The sequence below is a fragment of the Gottfriedia acidiceleris genome, assembly GCF_050457485.1.
Lineage (GTDB): Bacteria > Bacillota > Bacilli > Bacillales > Bacillaceae_G > Gottfriedia > Gottfriedia acidiceleris_D.
The window spans coordinates 95,535-113,519 of record NZ_JBCMJM010000013.1; the positions used below are offsets into that span (position 1 = coordinate 95,535).

Annotated in this window: 19 protein-coding genes; 16 read left to right on the forward strand and 3 right to left on the reverse strand. The window is 30.7% G+C overall.

The features are described 5' to 3' along the window. Position 1: 1 nt before the first annotated feature. From ABEY15_RS14565 to ABEY15_RS14610, 10 genes are all read left to right on the forward strand, one after another. The gene (locus tag ABEY15_RS14565; RefSeq protein WP_429890873.1) at positions 2–3,082 is read left to right on the forward strand and encodes an AAA family ATPase; all 3,081 of its coding nucleotides are present in this window, start codon (positions 2–4) and stop codon (positions 3,080–3,082) included. 306 nt (positions 3,083–3,388) lie between these two features. Continuing rightward, on the forward strand, positions 3,389–4,198 hold the full coding sequence (locus ABEY15_RS14570; RefSeq protein WP_429890874.1) for a basic amino acid ABC transporter substrate-binding protein: 810 nt from the start codon (positions 3,389–3,391) through the stop codon (positions 4,196–4,198). A gap of 63 nt (positions 4,199–4,261) precedes the next feature. Further along, complete coding sequence (locus ABEY15_RS14575; RefSeq protein WP_429890875.1) at positions 4,262–4,918, forward strand: amino acid ABC transporter permease; 657 nt, start codon at positions 4,262–4,264, stop codon at positions 4,916–4,918. Next, entirely contained in the window at positions 4,915–5,637 is a 723-nt protein-coding gene (locus ABEY15_RS14580; protein WP_098428921.1) for an amino acid ABC transporter ATP-binding protein, read from the forward strand. The genes ABEY15_RS14575 and ABEY15_RS14580 overlap by 4 nt, the downstream gene beginning before the upstream one ends. Before the next feature lie 579 nt (positions 5,638–6,216). Further along, positions 6,217–7,146: a D-2-hydroxyacid dehydrogenase gene (locus ABEY15_RS14585; RefSeq protein ID WP_429890876.1), complete on the forward strand. Its 930-nt coding sequence runs from the start codon at positions 6,217–6,219 to the stop codon at positions 7,144–7,146. A gap of 259 nt (positions 7,147–7,405) precedes the next feature. Then, positions 7,406–7,717 (forward strand): MTH1187 family thiamine-binding protein, encoded by a 312-nt coding sequence (locus ABEY15_RS14590; protein ID WP_429890878.1) that lies wholly within the window; start codon positions 7,406–7,408, stop codon positions 7,715–7,717. Positions 7,718–8,055: 338 nt separating this feature from the next. Then, on the forward strand, positions 8,056–8,673 hold the full coding sequence (locus ABEY15_RS14595) for a TetR/AcrR family transcriptional regulator (protein WP_165347072.1): 618 nt from the start codon (positions 8,056–8,058) through the stop codon (positions 8,671–8,673). A 233-nt stretch (positions 8,674–8,906) separates the two neighbouring features. Then, positions 8,907–10,136 (forward strand): MFS transporter, encoded by a 1,230-nt coding sequence (locus ABEY15_RS14600; RefSeq protein WP_429890879.1) that lies wholly within the window; start codon positions 8,907–8,909, stop codon positions 10,134–10,136. 16 nt (positions 10,137–10,152) lie between these two features. After that, a complete protein-coding gene (locus ABEY15_RS14605) occupies positions 10,153–11,040 on the forward strand; it encodes a GNAT family N-acetyltransferase (RefSeq protein WP_429890880.1) in 888 nt (295 codons plus the stop codon). Positions 11,041–11,159: 119 nt separating this feature from the next. Further along, positions 11,160–11,360, forward strand: coding sequence for a hypothetical protein (locus ABEY15_RS14610; protein ID WP_429890881.1), 201 nt, complete (start codon positions 11,160–11,162; stop codon positions 11,358–11,360). A gap of 138 nt (positions 11,361–11,498) precedes the next feature. On the opposite strand, the gene ABEY15_RS14615 is transcribed toward ABEY15_RS14610, so the two are convergent. Together ABEY15_RS14615 and ABEY15_RS14620 are read right to left on the reverse strand one after the other, a co-directional pair. After that, positions 11,499–12,188, reverse strand: a complete 690-nt coding sequence (locus tag ABEY15_RS14615) for an LrgB family protein (RefSeq protein ID WP_429890882.1) — start codon at positions 12,186–12,188, stop codon at positions 11,499–11,501. Further along, on the reverse strand, positions 12,175–12,582 hold the full coding sequence (locus tag ABEY15_RS14620; protein ID WP_429890883.1) for a CidA/LrgA family protein: 408 nt from the start codon (positions 12,580–12,582) through the stop codon (positions 12,175–12,177). Before ABEY15_RS14620 ends, ABEY15_RS14615 begins: the two co-directional genes overlap by 14 nt. A gap of 162 nt (positions 12,583–12,744) precedes the next feature. Here ABEY15_RS14620 and ABEY15_RS14625 point away from each other — a divergent pair, with 162 nt between their 5' ends. The 5 genes from ABEY15_RS14625 (at position 12,745) to ABEY15_RS14645 (ending at position 16,970) form a co-directional block, all read left to right on the forward strand. Beyond that, positions 12,745–13,365, forward strand: a complete 621-nt coding sequence (locus ABEY15_RS14625; RefSeq protein WP_429890884.1) for a 3'-5' exonuclease — start codon at positions 12,745–12,747, stop codon at positions 13,363–13,365. Beyond that, the gene (locus tag ABEY15_RS14630) at positions 13,362–14,126 is read left to right on the forward strand and encodes an exodeoxyribonuclease III (protein WP_429890886.1); all 765 of its coding nucleotides are present in this window, start codon (positions 13,362–13,364) and stop codon (positions 14,124–14,126) included. Before ABEY15_RS14625 ends, ABEY15_RS14630 begins: the two co-directional genes overlap by 4 nt. A gap of 302 nt (positions 14,127–14,428) precedes the next feature. Beyond that, positions 14,429–15,046 (forward strand): NUDIX hydrolase, encoded by a 618-nt coding sequence (locus ABEY15_RS14635; RefSeq protein WP_429890887.1) that lies wholly within the window; start codon positions 14,429–14,431, stop codon positions 15,044–15,046. A 175-nt stretch (positions 15,047–15,221) separates the two neighbouring features. Beyond that, a complete protein-coding gene (locus tag ABEY15_RS14640; RefSeq protein ID WP_429890889.1) occupies positions 15,222–16,157 on the forward strand; it encodes a serine hydrolase domain-containing protein in 936 nt (311 codons plus the stop codon). Positions 16,158–16,352: 195 nt separating this feature from the next. After that, positions 16,353–16,970: a rhomboid family intramembrane serine protease gene (locus ABEY15_RS14645; RefSeq protein ID WP_429890891.1), complete on the forward strand. Its 618-nt coding sequence runs from the start codon at positions 16,353–16,355 to the stop codon at positions 16,968–16,970. 178 nt (positions 16,971–17,148) lie between these two features. Here ABEY15_RS14645 and ABEY15_RS14650 read toward each other — a convergent pair whose 3' ends face one another. Further along, positions 17,149–17,658 (reverse strand): hypothetical protein, encoded by a 510-nt coding sequence (locus tag ABEY15_RS14650; RefSeq protein ID WP_429890892.1) that lies wholly within the window; start codon positions 17,656–17,658, stop codon positions 17,149–17,151. A 149-nt stretch (positions 17,659–17,807) separates the two neighbouring features. Here ABEY15_RS14650 and ABEY15_RS14655 point away from each other — a divergent pair, with 149 nt between their 5' ends. Beyond that, the gene (locus tag ABEY15_RS14655) at positions 17,808–17,960 is read left to right on the forward strand and encodes a hypothetical protein (protein WP_429890894.1); all 153 of its coding nucleotides are present in this window, start codon (positions 17,808–17,810) and stop codon (positions 17,958–17,960) included. Positions 17,961–17,985: the final 25 nt, after the last annotated feature.

Here is a 17,985-nt window from a genome sequence, read left to right on the forward strand (position 1 = left end):
ATTGAAGCCATTAAAAGTAGTACTTCATGCATTTGGACCTTACAAGGATAAGGTACATGTTGACTTTAGGCGACTAAACGAAAAAGGACTATTTGCAATAACTGGTCCAACCGGTGCAGGTAAAACAACAATATTTGATGGGATTTGTTTTGCTCTTTTTGGAGAAGCGAGCGGTGAAAATAGGAATGACCAAACATTGCTTCGAAGTCATTTTGCTGATGATGATCTATATACTAGTGTTGAATTGACATTTGAATTAAAAGGAAACCATTATAATATTTTTAGACAAAAAGGTCATCAAAAGAAACAAAATAAAGGTATTACCGGCGATAAAATCGAGTTTTATAAAATTGAGAATGAGGAAAAAGTACCTTATTGTCAGGAATTTAATAAAACTTCAATCGTCAATAAAAAAGTAGAAGAATTATTAGGGATTAATGCAGATCAATTCAAACAAATCGTATTACTTCCTCAAGGTGAATTTAGAAAATTATTAGTTTCGGATACTAAAGAAAAGGAAGAAATTTTGCGAAAAATTTTCAGAACTGAACTATTTGAAAAAGTAACTGAAACTCTCAATTTAGCTAGAAAAAGCATGGAAAGTAAATTTACTAATTTAAAGCAGAAAATCGTTATTAAATTAGAGGTGATTGAAAAATTATTAAGCGAAAAAGGAATTCAAATTGCCGACGAATCTCAAATAAATCTTCATATTGTTAATGAAATATTGACTGAACATATATTAAGTATATTTGATGATTTAAAAAGACTTGAAGAAAATGAGAAAATACAAAAATCACAATTAGAAGTTAGTCAGCAAAAGCTATTTTCAGCAGAAGTCCATAATAAAAATATTGATCGATTAAATGAAGTCATTGAATTATTAACAATGTTAAAAGGTCAAGAGTTAGAAATAGAAGATAAAAAAGTAAAAATAAAATTAGCTACAAATGCTGAAAAAGTATTGCCAATAAAAACTGAACTTGAGAAATTAAAAAATTCACTTCAAGTAACGAACGATAAATTATTATTCGAAATAGACAGTTTAAAAGAAACACTCATTAAAATTGAAAAAATCTCTGCGGAAGTCGCTACATTGCCTGAAGAGCAAAAAAAATTAGGTAGCTTAGAAAGTCAATTGAGTAATTTATTAGCGATAAAGGAAGATGTCGATCAATTTCAAAATCATAAGGTAGCATTTCATAATAAGTCAAAACAGATTCTATTATTCGAAAATGAAGAAAAGACATTACAAGATGGTTTAAAGAAAGAGAACGAAGAATTAAATCAATTAAAACAGCAACTAAATGTTTTAGAAGGTGTTCATGATCAATGGGCAAAACTCTCCTTATTAAATAAGGAAATCTCACTAAAAGGTGGGTTTGCTAAACGAATCTTTTTTGCAAAAAAAGAATTAGAGCAAAAACGAAATGAATATCAAACAAAAAATTTAGACCATATTAAGCTTAAAAATGAATTGGACAAAATTGAAGGTGAAATGCACCAGCAAAAAGCCGCTTTTTTAGCAAAGGATTTAAAGGATCAAGAGCAATGTCCAGTTTGTGGAAGTACTCATCACCCATCACTTGCTAAATTTAATGGGACTGTCAATGAAGAAGAAGCAGAAGAATTGAAAATGCAAGTAAATCAATTCCAGACTGAACTAGCAACAATTCAGGGGGAAATTAAAAGTAAAGAAAACTCATTAAAAATTGATGAACAATCATTTTTTGAAGAGCATGGTCAATTTGATTTCACAAATGAAGGTCTTAAAGCTCTTGCTAATGAGTTTAATGAGAATGAATCAAACTTAAAAAATCTGACTGAGAAAAAAGCTGTTTTTGAAAAGATTAATAATGTAATAAAAACAAAAGAACAATTAATTAGAGATTTAACCGTAAAAGTTACTGAGAAGACTGAGGCAATGAATAAGTTTACGAATGAATTAAATGAATTAAAAATTCAGATTGTACAAATTGAATCAAAATTACCTGAATCTTTAAGAACTCTTGAGAAATGGCAATTGGAAAAAAATGAAATTGAAAAAAATATGGCAATATTAAAAGCTAAAATTTCAAAAATTGAAGAAGAATATAGAATCCTAACTGAACAGAAGACGGTTAAAGAGACCACTCGCACTCATCTTGAGAAAGAAGTTTTAAAATTAAATGAAGAGATTCGAACAACAACGGTTCTTTATCATGAAAAAATAACTGAATACGAGTTTAATGGAGAATCTGATTTTATAAATGCAATTGATTATATTCAGATGATTGATCAATATCGAAATGATTTATCAATGTTTGAAGAGAATCTTCAAAGATTAAATACTGAAAAAGAGTTGCTTGAAGAACAAGTTCTATCCATGGAAAAAATTGATGTAAGTGAACTTAAAATGAAGGTACAAGAAATTACTCAGCATTTAGATGCTATCGTTAATGAGATGATTCGTATTCAAGAATTAAATAAGCGATTAAGTCAATTGAAAATTGATCTACAAATCCATCAAGAGGATTTTGTAAAAACTGAACAAAAATTAGCAGGTATAACGGATTTATATAAAGTTACAAAAGGCGATAATGATAAAATGATATCGTTTGAGCGATATGTCTTATTGGATTACTTTGAACAAATTATTGAATCGGCAAATATCCGACTTGATCATTTATCAAATGGCCAATTTCAATTGCAACGAAAAGATGCAGTTGAAAAAGGAAGGAAACAAAGTGGTTTAGGATTGGAAGTTTATGATTCCTATACAGGTCTGGCTAGGGATGTAAAAACATTATCTGGTGGAGAACAGTTTAATGCATCACTTTGTTTAGCACTAGGTATGGCAGATATTATTCAAGCACATAAAGGTGGCGTATCAATTGATACGTTGTTTATAGATGAGGGATTTGGATCACTAGATGATGAATTATTATCAAAGGCAATTGATACACTTATTCAGCTTCAAAAATCTGGTCGTTTAATTGGCGTTATTTCTCATGTGCAAGATGTAAAGGATGCAATGCCTGCAGTAATTGAAGTTCATAAAACGAACAAGGGATATTCAGAGTTATCAATTTTAATTAAATAAAGCTGTAAGAGAGCCGGAAACTAAGTGAATGTTTCCGGTTTTTTATTTTTACTAAAAAGATTTTGACTAGAATTTTTTTGAATGAAATATAGTTATCTATAAATACATTAATAATATAAAATCTTATTTTAATAATCCTTTCAATTAATCTGCTTAATGGAGGAAATTGGCAAAAAATGACATAGTATTGCATATTTAAACAAGAATAGATATAATAATTAAAAATCTAAATATATAAAATATTCAATATATTTAATCTAATCAGAAATTTACTTACATAAATCAAAAATAAATGGGGGTATTAAAATGAAAAAGGTTAAAAAACTATCGTTTGCATTTGCTGTGACGACAGCTCTAATTTTATCGGGTTGTGGTAAGGATGCGAAAACAAGCGGAACAGCAGACAAACCATTACGAGTTGTTACTGATGCTGCCTATGCGCCATTTGAATATCTTGATAACGGTAAAATAGTAGGGTTTGATGTTGATTTTACAAACGCAGTTGCGGAAGAAGCTGGGTTAAAAATCAAAATTGTGAATACAGGATGGGACCCATTATTTGCTGAAATTGGTGGTAAAACTGCTGATATTGGTATGTCTTCTATTTCGATCAATGCAGATCGTGAGAAAACCTATGATTTTACAACTCCTTATTTTCTTTCGATTAATAAAATTCTAGTTCCAGAAGGTAGTAGTATTAAATCAGCTGCTGATTTAAAGGGTAAAGTTGTAGCAGTGCAAAATGGTACTACAGGACAAGAAGCTGTTGAAAAAATGTTTGGTAAAAACAATAAAAATCTTAAAAAATTTGAAAATAACAATTTAGCAATTTTAGAGCTACTTAGTGGAGGAGCTGATGCAGTAGTTGCGGATAATGGTGTTCTTGAAGCGTATGCAAAAAATAATCCAGATAAAAAGCTAGTTGTTATTGATGATAAAAATAGCTTTGAACCTGAATACTACGGCCTATTACTTCAAGATGGAAGTAAATTAAAAGGTAAACTTGATAAAGCAATTAAAGAAGTAGTAAACAATGGTACGTATGAAAAAATTTATAAAGAGCATTTTGGTTCAGAGCCAGATCTTGAAACATTAAAAGCGGAAGAAAATAAATAGGAAATTAAAAATTGCGTAACAGTCATTTGTGTTACGCAATTTTATCTAAATGGGGGAAAAGAAATGGGATTTAATTTTGAAATTGTAAAAGAATACATACCGTTTTTCCTTAAAGGAACTGGATTAACAATTGGCTTATCTTTAGCAGGAATATTCTTAGGTACAATAATTGGATTATTTATTGGACTAGGTAAAATGCAATCAAATAAATGGTTAGCACTTCCTTTTGTTTGGTATGTCAATTTCTTTAGAGGAACACCGTTATTTGTACAAATCTTATTAATTCACTTTGGGGTAGTTCCGTATTTTATAGGAGAGACAAACGCAATAGCGGCTGCAATCATTGCACTATCATTAAATGCAGCAGCATATATTGCTGAAATCTTTCGTGCTGGGATTCAATCAATTGATAAGGGGCAAATGGAGGCTTCTCGTTCCTTAGGAATGACGCATGTACAAGCTATGAAACATGTTATTTTACCTCAAGCTGTAAAACGTATGATCCCTCCACTTGGAAATGAATTTATTGTCTTAATTAAGGAATCTTCAATTGCAGCTATTATTGCTGCACCTGAACTTATGTATTGGAGTAGAGCAATGCAGGGGCAATATTATAAAGTGTGGGAGCCGTATATATCTGCTGCTGTAATTTATTTAGTCTTAACTTTAACATTAAGCTTTGTTTTAAATCGCATTGAAAGAAGGTTGACTATAGGATGATTAAAGTAGAAAAATTAAAAAAATCATTTGGCTCGCTAGAAGTATTAAAAGATATCAACATTACAATTCAACCACGTGAAGTGTGCGTTGTAATCGGTCCTTCTGGTTCTGGTAAATCAACCTTCCTTCGATGTTTAAATATGTTAGAAACAATAACAGCGGGTAAAGTTTTTATCGAAGACGTCGATCTTACAGATAAAAAAACAAATATAAATAAAATTCGTACTGAAGTAGGCATGGTATTCCAACATTTTAATCTATTTCCACATTTAACAGTTTTGGAAAATATTACGCTAGCACCTAAAAAAGTAAGAAATCGAGCGAATGATTTTGCTAAAACGAAAGCACTTGAACTATTAAAAAAAGTCGGGCTTTCAGATAAAGCAAATGTATATCCTGACTCACTATCTGGTGGACAAAAACAACGTGTTGCGATCGCAAGAGCACTTGCAATGGAACCAAAAATTATGTTATTCGACGAACCTACGTCCGCTCTAGATCCCGAAATGGTCGGTGAAGTTTTAGAGGTCATGAAGCAACTTGCTAAAGAAGGAATGACGATGGTCATTGTAACACACGAAATGGGCTTTGCTCGTGAAGTTGGTGATCGTGTAATCTTTATGGATCAAGGTTACATAGTAGAAGAAAACAGTCCAGTGCAAATATTTGATTTCCCAAAACACGAGCGCACGAAAAGTTTCTTAAGTAAAGTATTATAAGGAAGATATTAACAGATGAGGTTGTCCCGACTTTTTTAGGGAACCTCTTTTTTTATGTAAAAGTAGATTTGGTATTTTAGTCTGATCTGCAAATAAATCTAAGTGAACCGCAAATAAGGAGTACAACTGTGCAAATAAAAGATGAAAAGTTGCAAAATAAGGACTAACTGCAAATAGATTTTGAGAATCGCAAATAAAAATGACAGAACAGCAATTAAAATCATCAAAACTGCAATTAAATCCCTTAGAATCGCAAATAAGATTAAAAATTACCCATACCAGATAGGGTATTATGACCTAATTAGTGTACAATAGTAGATTATTATATATGGAAATCTAGTGAATATGCCCTAATTCTTTCTATATCAGTTAAAAAGTTGATAAAAACCAGATCATTATGAATTGAAAGGTCCATTAGGACATCTAAAAAAGAAAAGTTTTGTAGAGATACCCCCAAAATCCTAATAGATTGGAGCAAAAGGGTCTTGACTCCTATCTTATTATTCGAAGTGTTTTCTTTTCATTCTTTTCGGAATATTATGCTAAAATTTATTTAAGACAAAAAAGGAGTGAAGGACAATGGAAATTCAAAAAATTTTAGTGACTAGCCGAATTCATCATAAGCTTAAAGATCTAATTGAATCACATAATCTATCAAAAGAGTTTCGTTTTTTACCTGAAGATGAAGTAACAAAAGAGGATTATGAGTGGGCTGATACATTTGTTGGTTTTCGTCCAACACCAAATTTTGAATTTGGAAACATAAAGTGGGTCCATTCATTAGCAGCGGGCGTAGATAGTTTCATGAAAATTAAATGGAAAAGTGATGTACTTTTAACGCGAACGATTGATGTTTTTGGTCCAAAAATGAGTCAATATTGTTTAAGTTACATACTCCAAGATTCACAATTACATGAACAATTTTCAAATTTACAGAATGAAAATAAGTGGGAATTTCATATTCCAAAATCTTTAGAAGATCAAAAAGTTGTTATTTATGGTACAGGAGAAATTGGGGGACATATTGGTAAGGTTTTATCAAGTTTAGGAATGAAAGTATATGGAGTTTCTATGAGTGGTAGTCAAAAACAATATTTTGAAAAAATAGTTCCGTTCCAAGATGCATCTACAATTTTAGATCATGCAGATTGGATTATTAGTGTTCTTCCGTCTACGAATGAAACTAAAAATATATTAGATATGAATACTTTTAAACATTTAAATAATGTAGGTTTTATTAATGTTGGTAGAGGAGCAACTGTATGTGAGGACTCTTTAAAGGAAGCTTTGAATAATGGGTATATTAGAAAAGCTATTTTAGATGTTTTTGCTGTTGAACCACTTCCAGTCGATTCGGAATTATGGAAAATGCCTAATGTAAAAATAACTCCACATATTTCGGCAGTTACTTTACCAAATGATGGTGTTAAGTGTTTTGTCAATACACTTTCAACATTAGAAAATAACGAGAAACTAAGAAATATAGTGAAGATTGAAAAGGGATATTAATTTTTTGATGTAGAATGGGTTTTAGTTGTCTTAGGCTTGCCAGGAGATGAAAAGTTAAATTTTTCATTTCACATTAAGAAATTATAAATTTGCAGCTATGAAGGGGAATCGACGTAGTTGCAAATTTTATGAATTAAGTATAAGTGCAAATACGCCTCTGTCTTCGCCTTAAAGCTCGCCAATCGTCGAGTTTTCTTTATTATCACAAACATGTTAGGATAGACAAGTAACAAATTGATAACAAAGGAGAATACAAAAAATGGCAATTATTGACGTTTCAATCGTACCAATTGGCACAGAAACACCTAGTGTAAGTGCGTATGTAGCAAATATACATAAAGTTTTAGAAAAGTATAATGGTGAAATAAAATATCTTCTTACACCAATGAATACAATTATTGAAGGCGAATTACCGTTATTATTAAAAGTTGTACAAGAAATGCATGAGGTACCATTTGAAAATGGAATTTCAAGAGTTGCAACGACTATTCGAATTGATGATCGTCGCGATAAGAAGAGTACAATGGAAGGTAAGTTAGCTTCTGTTCAAGCAAAACTTGAACAAAACTAATTTTGACTTGATAAAGTGACTAAAGTTTAACGACTTTAGTCACTTTTCTATATAAACTAGCAAAGTTTCTGTCATCTCACATGCATATGATTTTAGCAAAAGTTCTTAAATATGTTGCTTTGTTCTTTCGTTTACCACGACTTTCCAAAAACAAAAACTAAGTAGAGTAATTATCATGATATAGGTATCTAATATCATTTAATTACTTTAAAAAGAGCTTATGAATTCGAAAAATCGCGTGATTATTTGGAATATTCTATTGAAATTCCAAAATTTAGTTGATAAACTAAACTAATCAGTCAGTTTAATTATATTTATTGAGTAAAGGAATGTGTTCAATGCCAAAAGTCTCAGATGATTACAAAGAACGCAAAAGAGAGAGTCTTCTTGAAAGTGCATTAAAATGTTTTGGAGAAAAAGGATATCATACGACAACAATGGATGATATTGTTGCATATTCCAAAACGAGTAAAGGACTAATTTATAATTATTTTAAAAGTAAGGAAGAGCTTTATTTAACTTTAATGCAAGAAAGAACAGTCCAAACTTTTGAAAAAATTAATCAACGATTTCAAAATATTAGTTCATCAAAAGATAAGTTAAAAGAGTTATTTCAAATGTATAGCGAAATTTCTTTAACAGAAAAATGGCGAAATATGATTAGAGTCCATATGGAGTTTTGGATTAATTCAGCTAGGCATGAAAATCTACAAGCCATTATGATTGAAAGGTACAAAGATCAATACCGTTTATTTTTAAGTGAAATTATTAAACAAGGAATAGCATCTGGTGAATTTAAGAAAACAATCGATCCTGATATTATTTCTAGTTTGTTTTGGGCTAATATCGATGGCATTTGCTTACATTATTCAGTTGTGGAAGAAGATGAAATTTACAAAGCACAATTTAAAGCTGCAGAAGAAATGATTATGTCTTATATAGTCATTCAAAATTAACATTTAGGTAGAGAAGGTGAAATCTTTCCTACCTAAATTTAAAATTCAGAAATTTTTTTATGTTAAAAATAAAGCAAACAACATACATTAATCATAGAATAAAATAAACTTAATAGTCAGTTTTAATTCGGAAGGAGGAATCACGATGAATTTTGTCCAAATTAGAATTATTTGTTTGTCTATGTATTAATAAGTGTGTAATTTTTTAATTTTGGTGGAATGAAGGGATTATAATGGGAAAGAAAGTCTATTTTTTATATACAAAGGCGTTCTCGGATATAGGTAGTTTGATGGAATTGGTTGTAATGAATGCAGTGATCTACTCGATGACGAAAAGTACATCATGGCTGGCTGCAGTTTTAGCACTTCGTGTTTGTGGAGGGATATTAACAAGTTTATTTTCTGGTGTAATTGCGGATCGATATAATCGAAGAAAGCTAATGATATTCAGCGATATTACTAGAGGAATAAGTATACTTATCTTATGTATTTTCCCTTCACCTTTAATGTTTGCGATTGTAGCATTTATCATTGGCGCTTTAGGAAGCTTTTTTTCAGTTAGCTTTAGTGCGGATTTACCACAAATATTTGGTGAAGAAAATATATTAAAAATAAATGCTTTTATTTCACGCCTTGCAGCAATTAGTATGGTTATTGGATTTTTAGGATCAGCATTCTTATCAACGATTGTAGATTATCGTGTAATCATCGGAATAGATGCCCTTTCTTATTTCTTATCCGCATTTGTTCTAATCTTTTATAAATGGGAAAATACGGTTAAAAAAAGTGTAAACAATCAATGGAAACACTTATTTAATGATTTAAAAGAAGTAAAAACTTATGTGCTAATCAAACCGCTATTAGTATATGTATTCATTGTATTTCTATTTCAAACATTCTCAGCAAGCTCTCATAATGTCGGAGTACCAATATTAGCAGAAAAAATTAGCACAGAACATGCAACATTTTACCAAGGACTTATTTGGGGAACTTGGGGGATTGGAGGAATCCTTTCGACTTGGTTAATTCCTAAGGTCTCTTGGTTAAAAAAACATTACCTATTTATGTATTACGGAACTTCAGTTTTAACATCAATCGGCTTCATTTTATTTTTATCGAATCAAATTTTATGGGTAGTATTTTTCTTCGCATTTTTTACAGGATTTTTTGATAATGCAGCTGGCACTTATTTTTCAACAATGATTCAAAAAACCGATAATTCCATAAGAGGTAGAATCTTCGGAGTTGCAAATTTGTTAAATCGGGTCGGTTTTACAATCGGTTTTGTAGCTGCATCACCATTATTATCATTTTTATCAATGCCACATCTTGTTTGGTTGTTTCATGGTAGTCTTATCATTATGATTTTATGCGTAACTAGTTACTTACTATTTAAGAAAAAAATTGCTTTTAACTATGATCAAATTCAACAAAATGAAAATGAACTCATCATTTCTAAATAAAAAAGGACGTGTTTAGATGGAAACAAATTTGAAGAAGAATATTGAGCTAGAAAAAATAAATTATTTTAGATGTAGCGAAGTAGACGTTGAATTAGCTTATCAAGCATTTTCAATCGGTTTTTCAGATTATATCGTTAAATTCAATTATTCTAAGGAACAGTTTGTAAATTTATTTTTTGGTCCAGAAGGTAATAAACCTGAGCATTCTTTCGTAGCGATTTATGAAAATGAAGCGGTAGGTGTGATTTTAGGCGGTATTAAAATGTATGAAACGATTAAAACAATGCGATGTGGAACCTTAGCTATTAGTCCAGATTATAGGGGTTTAGGTGTTAGCCAAAAATTATTTGAACTGCACAAAGAAGAAGCAGAGAAAAACGGATGTAAACAACTATTCCTAGAAGTAATTGTTGGAAATGATCGAGCAATTAATTTTTATAAGAAACTTGGATACGAAAAGATTTATGACCTTTCTTATTTTTCTAAATCAGATTTAACAAGTTTACAACAAATACAATTAGAATCTAGTACAGAAATCAATAAAGTTGAATTTAATAATTTCAAAGAAACAATTACCAAATGGGACTATCATATAAACTGGCAAAATGACATTGATTATTTAGAAAAACTAACTAATTTTAGTTACTTTCTAGCTAGAGTTGATAATGAAAATGTTGGTGCTTTAGCAGTTAATGAAAATGGTAGAATAAGTGTCCTAATAATTGATAAAGTTTACCGTAACCGAAAAATAGCAACTACCTTATTACAATTTGCTGCTAGTGAACTAAATTTAAAATCTTTCTCAACATCAATCCCAAATAACAATAGCCTAGAAGGTTTCTTTCATAAACTAGAATTTAAGAAAGAAAAAATAGCTCAATATGAAATGTACAAAATGATTTAAGATAAGGAAGTAGAGTGACAGTACTCTTCGCTTCAGAATTTGTACTATTGCCTATATACATGACCTTGCTCCTAAATGAGCAATTCTCCGTACATTAGATAGTATGGAGGTGATTTTTAATGTATGATTATCGTCAGCAAATTGAGCAACCATATTATCCATATTCAGGAGTACCGCAACAAGAAGATGAAAGGTTTTTCCCGTTCTTCTTTCCATTTTTGTTTGGTGCAGCGGCATTTGGTCCATGGGGATGGGGAAGACCGTGGGGTTATTATCGACCTTGGGGATGGCATGGCGGATGTTGTGGAAGACCTTGGTAAATTAAAAAAATATTGAATAAGGTGTCTCATAAGTTATCATACTTTTGAGACACTTTTTTTGCATTTAATTATACAGAACTGTGAAAATCATTTTAAATAAAACCTCCCACAAGGAAAATATGTACCTTGTGGGAAGTTTTATTTTAAAATTACTCTTATTAAAAATGGAATAAGAATAGAGGCAAATATCGCACTAAGCGTCATTGCTATTGAACTTATTGCTTGTTCAATTTTACCATATTCTGCAGCTTTTGCTGTACCTACTCCATGTGATGAGATTCCATACGAAGCACCAATCGCAACAGGGTGGTCTATTTTAAGTTTTGATAGAATAGCAGGACCAAACATTGATCCTGAAATACCGGCAATCATTACATATACTACCGTTAAAGACGGAATACCACCAATCATTGAGGTGATTCCCATAGCTAAAGGGGTTGTAACTGATTTTGCTGCTAAAGAAAGCAGGATGATTTTTTTTAATCCGAGCCATAGTGATAAGTATACACCTGAAAGTAGACCGACAATTGTTCCAGCCATTACACTAACTAATATTGATATACAATGATTCTTTAATGTTGCCCGATGTTCGTATAATGGATAGGCAAAAGAAACAACTGCAGGTCCTAAAAGTAAATTAATCCATTTCCCTCCAAGCATATACGATTCATAAGTAATGTGAAGATTTACAAGAATGATGATAATAACTGTAGTAGAGGTAACAATTGGAATCATTAGCGAGTAAGTGAATTTAGCGTACATTTTTTTAGCAAGAATATAACACAAAATAGTTAAGAGGATAAATAGTAAACTTTTAATGTCCTTCATTCGTATCCCTCCCAATTACTAAATCATTTGTTTGTTTTTTATGGGCTCTCGAAGTAAGATACGAACTAATACTTGCAGTAATAGTAAATACTACTGCTGTACTAACTAATACTATTATAATAGAAATTAAACCGTGAAAATTTAAAATTGAAGAATAATTCATTATTCCAACAGTAGCTGGAATAAACAAAAGCGTTAAGTGCTTACTTAAAAAATTACTCCCATTTCGAATCCATTTTTCGTTAAAGAATGGTATAAATAGTAAACAAAATAATAACAGCATACCAATAATACTTCCCGGTATAATTAGATGAAATTGCTGCTGAATGATATTTCCAATAAAAAATAATAAGTAAAGAAAGCTTATTTGAACAATCAATTTTACAAAATTCATTTTCAACATCCTTTGATTCTTGCTAACTAATAAACTATTAATCTTATTATTGTACAATAAATTATGGCGAAAATGTGAACTTTTTACGTTATTATAAAAATGCATCTTTTTATAAAAAAGATTATAATAGATTTATCATATAAATAGAGGAAGTAATAGAATATGAAATCATTTGTAGCGTTCGATTTTGAAACGGCAAATTACAATCGACATAGCATTTGTGCTGCCGGTTTTGTATTTGTTGAAGAAGGAGTAATTGTTGACCAAGTTTACTCACTAATTAATCCTGAAGAAGAATTTTATTCGATGAATATTTCTGTGCACGGAATTAGGCCAAGAGATGTACAAGATGCACCTCTTTTCCCAGAATTTTATGAAACGATTAAAGATAAAATTGAGGGTAAAACATTAGTAGCACATAATCTAGCATTTGATGGTTATGCATTAAAAGATAATTTAACAAGATATGGTATACCTTCAGCTTTAAATAATTTATTATGTTCACTGCAGCTTGCTAAGAAGGTATTGCCAAAGCAATCTCGTTATTCATTAGATACTTTATCAAGGCAATTCGGTATTTTATTAGAACATCATCACCATGCACTAGCGGATGCGGAGTCTTGTGCTAAAATATTTCTTCATTTAACGAAGGAATATGAAATCTCATCATTTGAAGAGTTATATGAAAAAACTTCAATTTACCATGGGCAAATTCATCAGTTCGATTATCGTTCATCTTTAGTAAAACCGAAACCTAAACGTAAATTGGAGAAAAAAATATGAAATTAATATCTTGGAATGTAAACGGAATAAGAGCATGTGTGCAAAAGGGATTTTTAGATTATTTTAATGAACAAAAAGCGGATCTATTTTGTATACAAGAAACGAAGTGCCAAGAAGATCAAATAACTTTGGAATTAGACGGTTATTATCAATTTTGGCATTCTGCAGTAAGAAAGGGTTATTCAGGTACTGCAATTTTTTCGAAACATAAACCATTAAATGTAAGTTTTGGATTTAACGGTAAAGAAGAAGATCAAGAAGGTAGGGTATTAACCTTAGAATTCGAAAAATTTTATATGGTAAATGTTTATACGCCTAATTCTCAGCGAGATTTAGCTAGATTACCAATAAGATTAAAATGGGAAGATGATTTTAAACACTATTTAAATAAGCTCGATGATCATAAACCTGTCATTTTATGTGGGGATTTAAATGTCGCACATAATGAAATCGATTTAGCTAATCCAAAATCAAATCGTACGAATTCTGGCTTTACAAAAGAAGAACGTGGTAAAATGACAGCATTATTAGAAAGTGGCTTTACTGACAGCTTTCGATTTTTAAATCCAACTAAAGAAGGTTCATATAGTTGGTGGTCTTATATGGCAAAGGTCCGTGAACGAAATATTGGATGGCGTATTGATTATTTTATTATTTCAAATAGGCTTCAAAATGAGCTAATAAATTCAGAAATTCACTCCCACATTATGGGAAGTGACCACTGTCCCGTTGTTTTAACGATGGAAGATTCGATCATTTAAATATAGACAAAGTACAAAGATTTGATTTTCAGACTGATTGCAAGCGCTTGTCTTTCGAGGCGCGAAGCCTGGTGAGGAGAGGAGTTACCCTTAGGCGGTAATGAGCACACCGCAGACAGGCGAAGCAACGAAGAAAGCGAGCGTTTGTCAACAGTCCGAAAGCTCTAAGGTTTTAGAGCTTTCTTTTTTTATATAGGCATTTAGTAAGTCAACGAGAAGCAATTATGCGTAAACTAAAGTTAGGACAAAGTATAAAAATTGTTTGTAAAACTACCTAGAAGTAGAAAAGGATGTGGATTCCTATGAGTATAAAATGGCTAGAATGGGCACAGAGAATCCAAGCAATTTCTCAAGCAGGATTGACCTTTACGAAAGATGTATTTGATAAAGAAAGGTATGAAGAACTAAGACACATAAGTGCTGATATTTTAAATCATTATTCAGAATTACAAATTGAGGAAATCGAAGGATTGTTTCGCAATGAACGGGGGTATCCCACACCTAAGCTTGATGTTAGAGGTGTCGTTTTTAAAAACGGTAAACTATTATTAGTAAAAGAAAAGCTAGAAAATAAATGGTCTTTACCAGGTGGTTTTTGTGACGTTGGATTATCAGCTTCAGAAAATGTAGTAAAAGAAATTTTTGAAGAATCAGGCTATGAAGTTAAAGTGAAGAAACTACTAGCAGTTTTAGACATGACAAAGCATGACCATCCACCTCATTCATATCACTACTACAAATTATTTATTCAATGTGAAATTGTTGGTGGTAATCCCTCAATTGGAACAGAAACAAGTGATATTGATTTCTTTGATAAAGAGCATTTACCAGACCTTTCTATCAATCGAAATACTCCTTCTCAATTAGAATTAATGTTCGAATATTATCAAAATCCTAATAAAGAAACTTGTTTTGATTAAAGATAATTTTAAAAAATAGATAAGATGTTAAATAAATCATTTTAGAGTTGCTATGGCAGCTCGATTTTGTTTTAAGGGGACAAATTTTTGAAAATGATTTGAACGAATGAAAAATATACATTTTTTGATTTAATATAGAAGGAACTTACTAAAGCATCTTGAAAGGAGAAATGATTTGAAAACAAATTCTATGAACTATGTAAAATTCGAAAATGAATTAAATAAAGAACGCATTTCAACTTGCCTTATTTATCAAAATGGAGAAACTAAATATAAATTTTATAAAAATTCAAAAAGCGAAACAAAACTATTCAAAATTAATTCGGTTACGAAAAGTGTTTTATCGATGTTAATAGGAATTGTAATTGATAAAGGATTTATAGAAAGTGTTGATGTACCAATTTCTAAATTTTTTCCGAATATTGAAATGAAAAAACAAGACATTACGATCGAACATTTGCTCACAATGACACCTGGATATGATTGGCAAGAGTGGGGAGAATGGGGGGGACGTCCATTCCCAATGATTAATAGTAAAGACTGGATCCAATATGTACTAGAAAAAGAAATGGTTAATAAACCAGGTGAAAAAATGATTTATGATTCTGGAGCATCACAAGTACTAAGTGCAATTATTCAGATGGTAACGGACGAAAAACTATCTACTTTTGCAAAACGAATGTTATTTGATCCGTTAGGCATAAAAGAGTTTATTTGGCATGAAGATTCAAAAGGAATTAATATCGGTGGATTTGGCTTAAGTTTAACGACAGATGATCTACTAAAGCTTGGGATTTTAATGATGCAAAAAGGAAAATGGAATTATAGACAAATTATTTCAAGTGAGTGGATTGGAAAATCAACAAAAGCGAAGTACCATACATATCCGCATGTTGGTTCATATGCCTATCATTGGTGGGTCCTTGAAAATAATGAGTTAAAGGATTTTGATTCAACGATTTATTTTGCTATGGGTTATGGAGGCCAATTCATCATTATTTCACCAAAAAATCAATTCGTAGCTGTTTTTACAAGTGCAAAATATATTAATACTTTTACCCCATTAAAAATCATTCAAAAATACTATCCTTTGATATTAACAAATGAATAGGACTTAAAATGAGAGTAAGGTGGATACATAGACAAAGAATTAATAATCCATTATGACGGCTACTTTTATTTCTACCTCTAAATTTTTGTATGATTTTTTAATTTGAAAATAGGAATTTTCATAAAAAATGTCGAATTAAGTAAGTAGAAAAATAAATAACAACTTGATAATAGCTCCAAGAAGGGATGAAGATTGATGTTTTTGGTGACAGAAGACTTCAAAACGTTTATTAGGAAATATCCAATCACAACGATTATGGTTGGTTTATGTACTATATTAGCGATCATTACGACATTTTTAGGTGGGTATACGATTGAAAATATCATTAATTTAGGTGGTTATGAGCACGAATTAGTAAAACAAGGTGAAATATGGAGACTTTTTACTTATGCATTCATGCACGGAAGCTACGCTCATTTTTTTATGAATATGACCTTTATGATTATATTAGGTAGACCATTAGAAAGAGCATTAGGTTCAGTTAAATTTTTATTATTTTATTTATTATCGGTTATTCTTACAGGGCTTATTATTAATTTTAACTATTCGCCTAATACAGTTGAAACAGGGGCATCCGGTGTAGGCTATGCTTTTTTAGGAATGTATTTATTTATTACTATATTTAGAAAAGAGATGCTCTTTTCAGATGATCGTAAGTTTGTCATAACATTTTTAGGAATTGGTTTACTATCTTCATTAATTATCCCGTCGACAAGTTTAACTGGTCACTTGGCAGGTATGATTATCGGTTTTATAATCACTCCTTTATTATTAAAAAAGGGTGCAAGATTTCAAAACTCTGTTAATGTTTAGAGTACATATATGAGAAAAATTTTAATAAAAAATATTTAAGTATTAATCACGCTTATAAGGCTATGTATGCAGGAAAACAAAACGGGAAAAATTGTGTTATTTGTTACGAAGATTTGAACGGTGAAACACCTTCTAGTTTATAGAAGGTGTTTCTTTTGTTAGAGTGCTCATTTATAATTTATAAATCATATAGATCTATAATCCTGTCTGCTGTTTGACGGTTTCTGCATAATTTGTAGATATCATTAAAAAATCGTTCAACTTCGATAGGTGTATTCGGAATTGGTATGTCTACTTGAAGTGAACCAAATACTTGTTTGAAATAAGCTTTTCGTTCAGCATTTTTACCGTCCCGTTTCAAAGGATTATATTTCCAAACTAAAGAAAACTGTCCATCTTGCTCACGAATTTCTCTTATTTCTGCAGCGGTTGTAGATTTATTTTCAACATATATGACTAAATAAAAATTTTCATTTCGATGCCAGTCGATTAAAAGTAAATAATAGCTTTCTTCCTCGACTTTACTTAAATGAAATGCTGAAACAATCGGTTTACCGTTTGTCCATTGTTGAAAATTTTGTAATGTATTGAAAGTTGTTGGTATTTCTTCAATATTAAATAAAGAATTATTCGAAACCATCCAATTTTTAATTTGATTTGAAATACTGATTGCAAATTCTTTTTTCATCTTCTACCTCAACTGTTAATTAAGTCTTTTTCATTATCATAACATCAAAATCAGCTTAATAAAATTCGCCTTGTAATAATCTACCATCTATAAGTTAAAGTCCAAATACTCATATTATTAATGATGATTTAACTAAGGAGGATTTTATAATGGCAAGAGGTAAAAACTTTAATCATAAGAAAAAAGGTCATGAACCTACTCATCCAAAAGGATCACTAGTCGCACCTGAAGACCGTAAACATGAAGATCGAGAAGAAGATTATATTGTGACAGAAGAAGCATTTAAAAATCGTATTCAATAAAAATTAATTAAATGGGACTCAGATT

What these genes read in the sequence shown, in the direction of transcription:
- ABEY15_RS14570 (WP_429890874.1), top strand. Translation starts at nt 3,389, where the DNA reads ATGAAAAAGGTTAAAAAACTATCGTTTGCATTTGCTGTGACGACAGCT.
- ABEY15_RS14575 (WP_429890875.1), top strand. Translation starts at nt 4,262, where the DNA reads ATGGGATTTAATTTTGAAATTGTAAAAGAATACATACCGTTTTTCCTT.
- ABEY15_RS14580 (WP_098428921.1), top strand. Translation starts at nt 4,915, where the DNA reads ATGATTAAAGTAGAAAAATTAAAAAAATCATTTGGCTCGCTAGAAGTA.
- ABEY15_RS14585 (WP_429890876.1), top strand. Translation starts at nt 6,217, where the DNA reads ATGGAAATTCAAAAAATTTTAGTGACTAGCCGAATTCATCATAAGCTT.
- ABEY15_RS14590 (WP_429890878.1), top strand. Translation starts at nt 7,406, where the DNA reads ATGGCAATTATTGACGTTTCAATCGTACCAATTGGCACAGAAACACCT.
- ABEY15_RS14595 (WP_165347072.1), top strand. Translation starts at nt 8,056, where the DNA reads ATGCCAAAAGTCTCAGATGATTACAAAGAACGCAAAAGAGAGAGTCTT.
- ABEY15_RS14600 (WP_429890879.1), top strand. Translation starts at nt 8,907, where the DNA reads ATGGGAAAGAAAGTCTATTTTTTATATACAAAGGCGTTCTCGGATATA.
- ABEY15_RS14605 (WP_429890880.1), top strand. Translation starts at nt 10,153, where the DNA reads ATGGAAACAAATTTGAAGAAGAATATTGAGCTAGAAAAAATAAATTAT.
- ABEY15_RS14610 (WP_429890881.1), top strand. Translation starts at nt 11,160, where the DNA reads ATGTATGATTATCGTCAGCAAATTGAGCAACCATATTATCCATATTCA.
- ABEY15_RS14615 (WP_429890882.1), bottom strand. Translation starts at nt 12,188, where the DNA reads ATGAAGGACATTAAAAGTTTACTATTTATCCTCTTAACTATTTTGTGT.
- ABEY15_RS14620 (WP_429890883.1), bottom strand. Translation starts at nt 12,582, where the DNA reads ATGAATTTTGTAAAATTGATTGTTCAAATAAGCTTTCTTTACTTATTA.
- ABEY15_RS14625 (WP_429890884.1), top strand. Translation starts at nt 12,745, where the DNA reads ATGAAATCATTTGTAGCGTTCGATTTTGAAACGGCAAATTACAATCGA.
- ABEY15_RS14630 (WP_429890886.1), top strand. Translation starts at nt 13,362, where the DNA reads ATGAAATTAATATCTTGGAATGTAAACGGAATAAGAGCATGTGTGCAA.
- ABEY15_RS14635 (WP_429890887.1), top strand. Translation starts at nt 14,429, where the DNA reads ATGAGTATAAAATGGCTAGAATGGGCACAGAGAATCCAAGCAATTTCT.
- ABEY15_RS14645 (WP_429890891.1), top strand. Translation starts at nt 16,353, where the DNA reads ATGTTTTTGGTGACAGAAGACTTCAAAACGTTTATTAGGAAATATCCA.
- ABEY15_RS14650 (WP_429890892.1), bottom strand. Translation starts at nt 17,658, where the DNA reads ATGAAAAAAGAATTTGCAATCAGTATTTCAAATCAAATTAAAAATTGG.
- ABEY15_RS14655 (WP_429890894.1), top strand. Translation starts at nt 17,808, where the DNA reads ATGGCAAGAGGTAAAAACTTTAATCATAAGAAAAAAGGTCATGAACCT.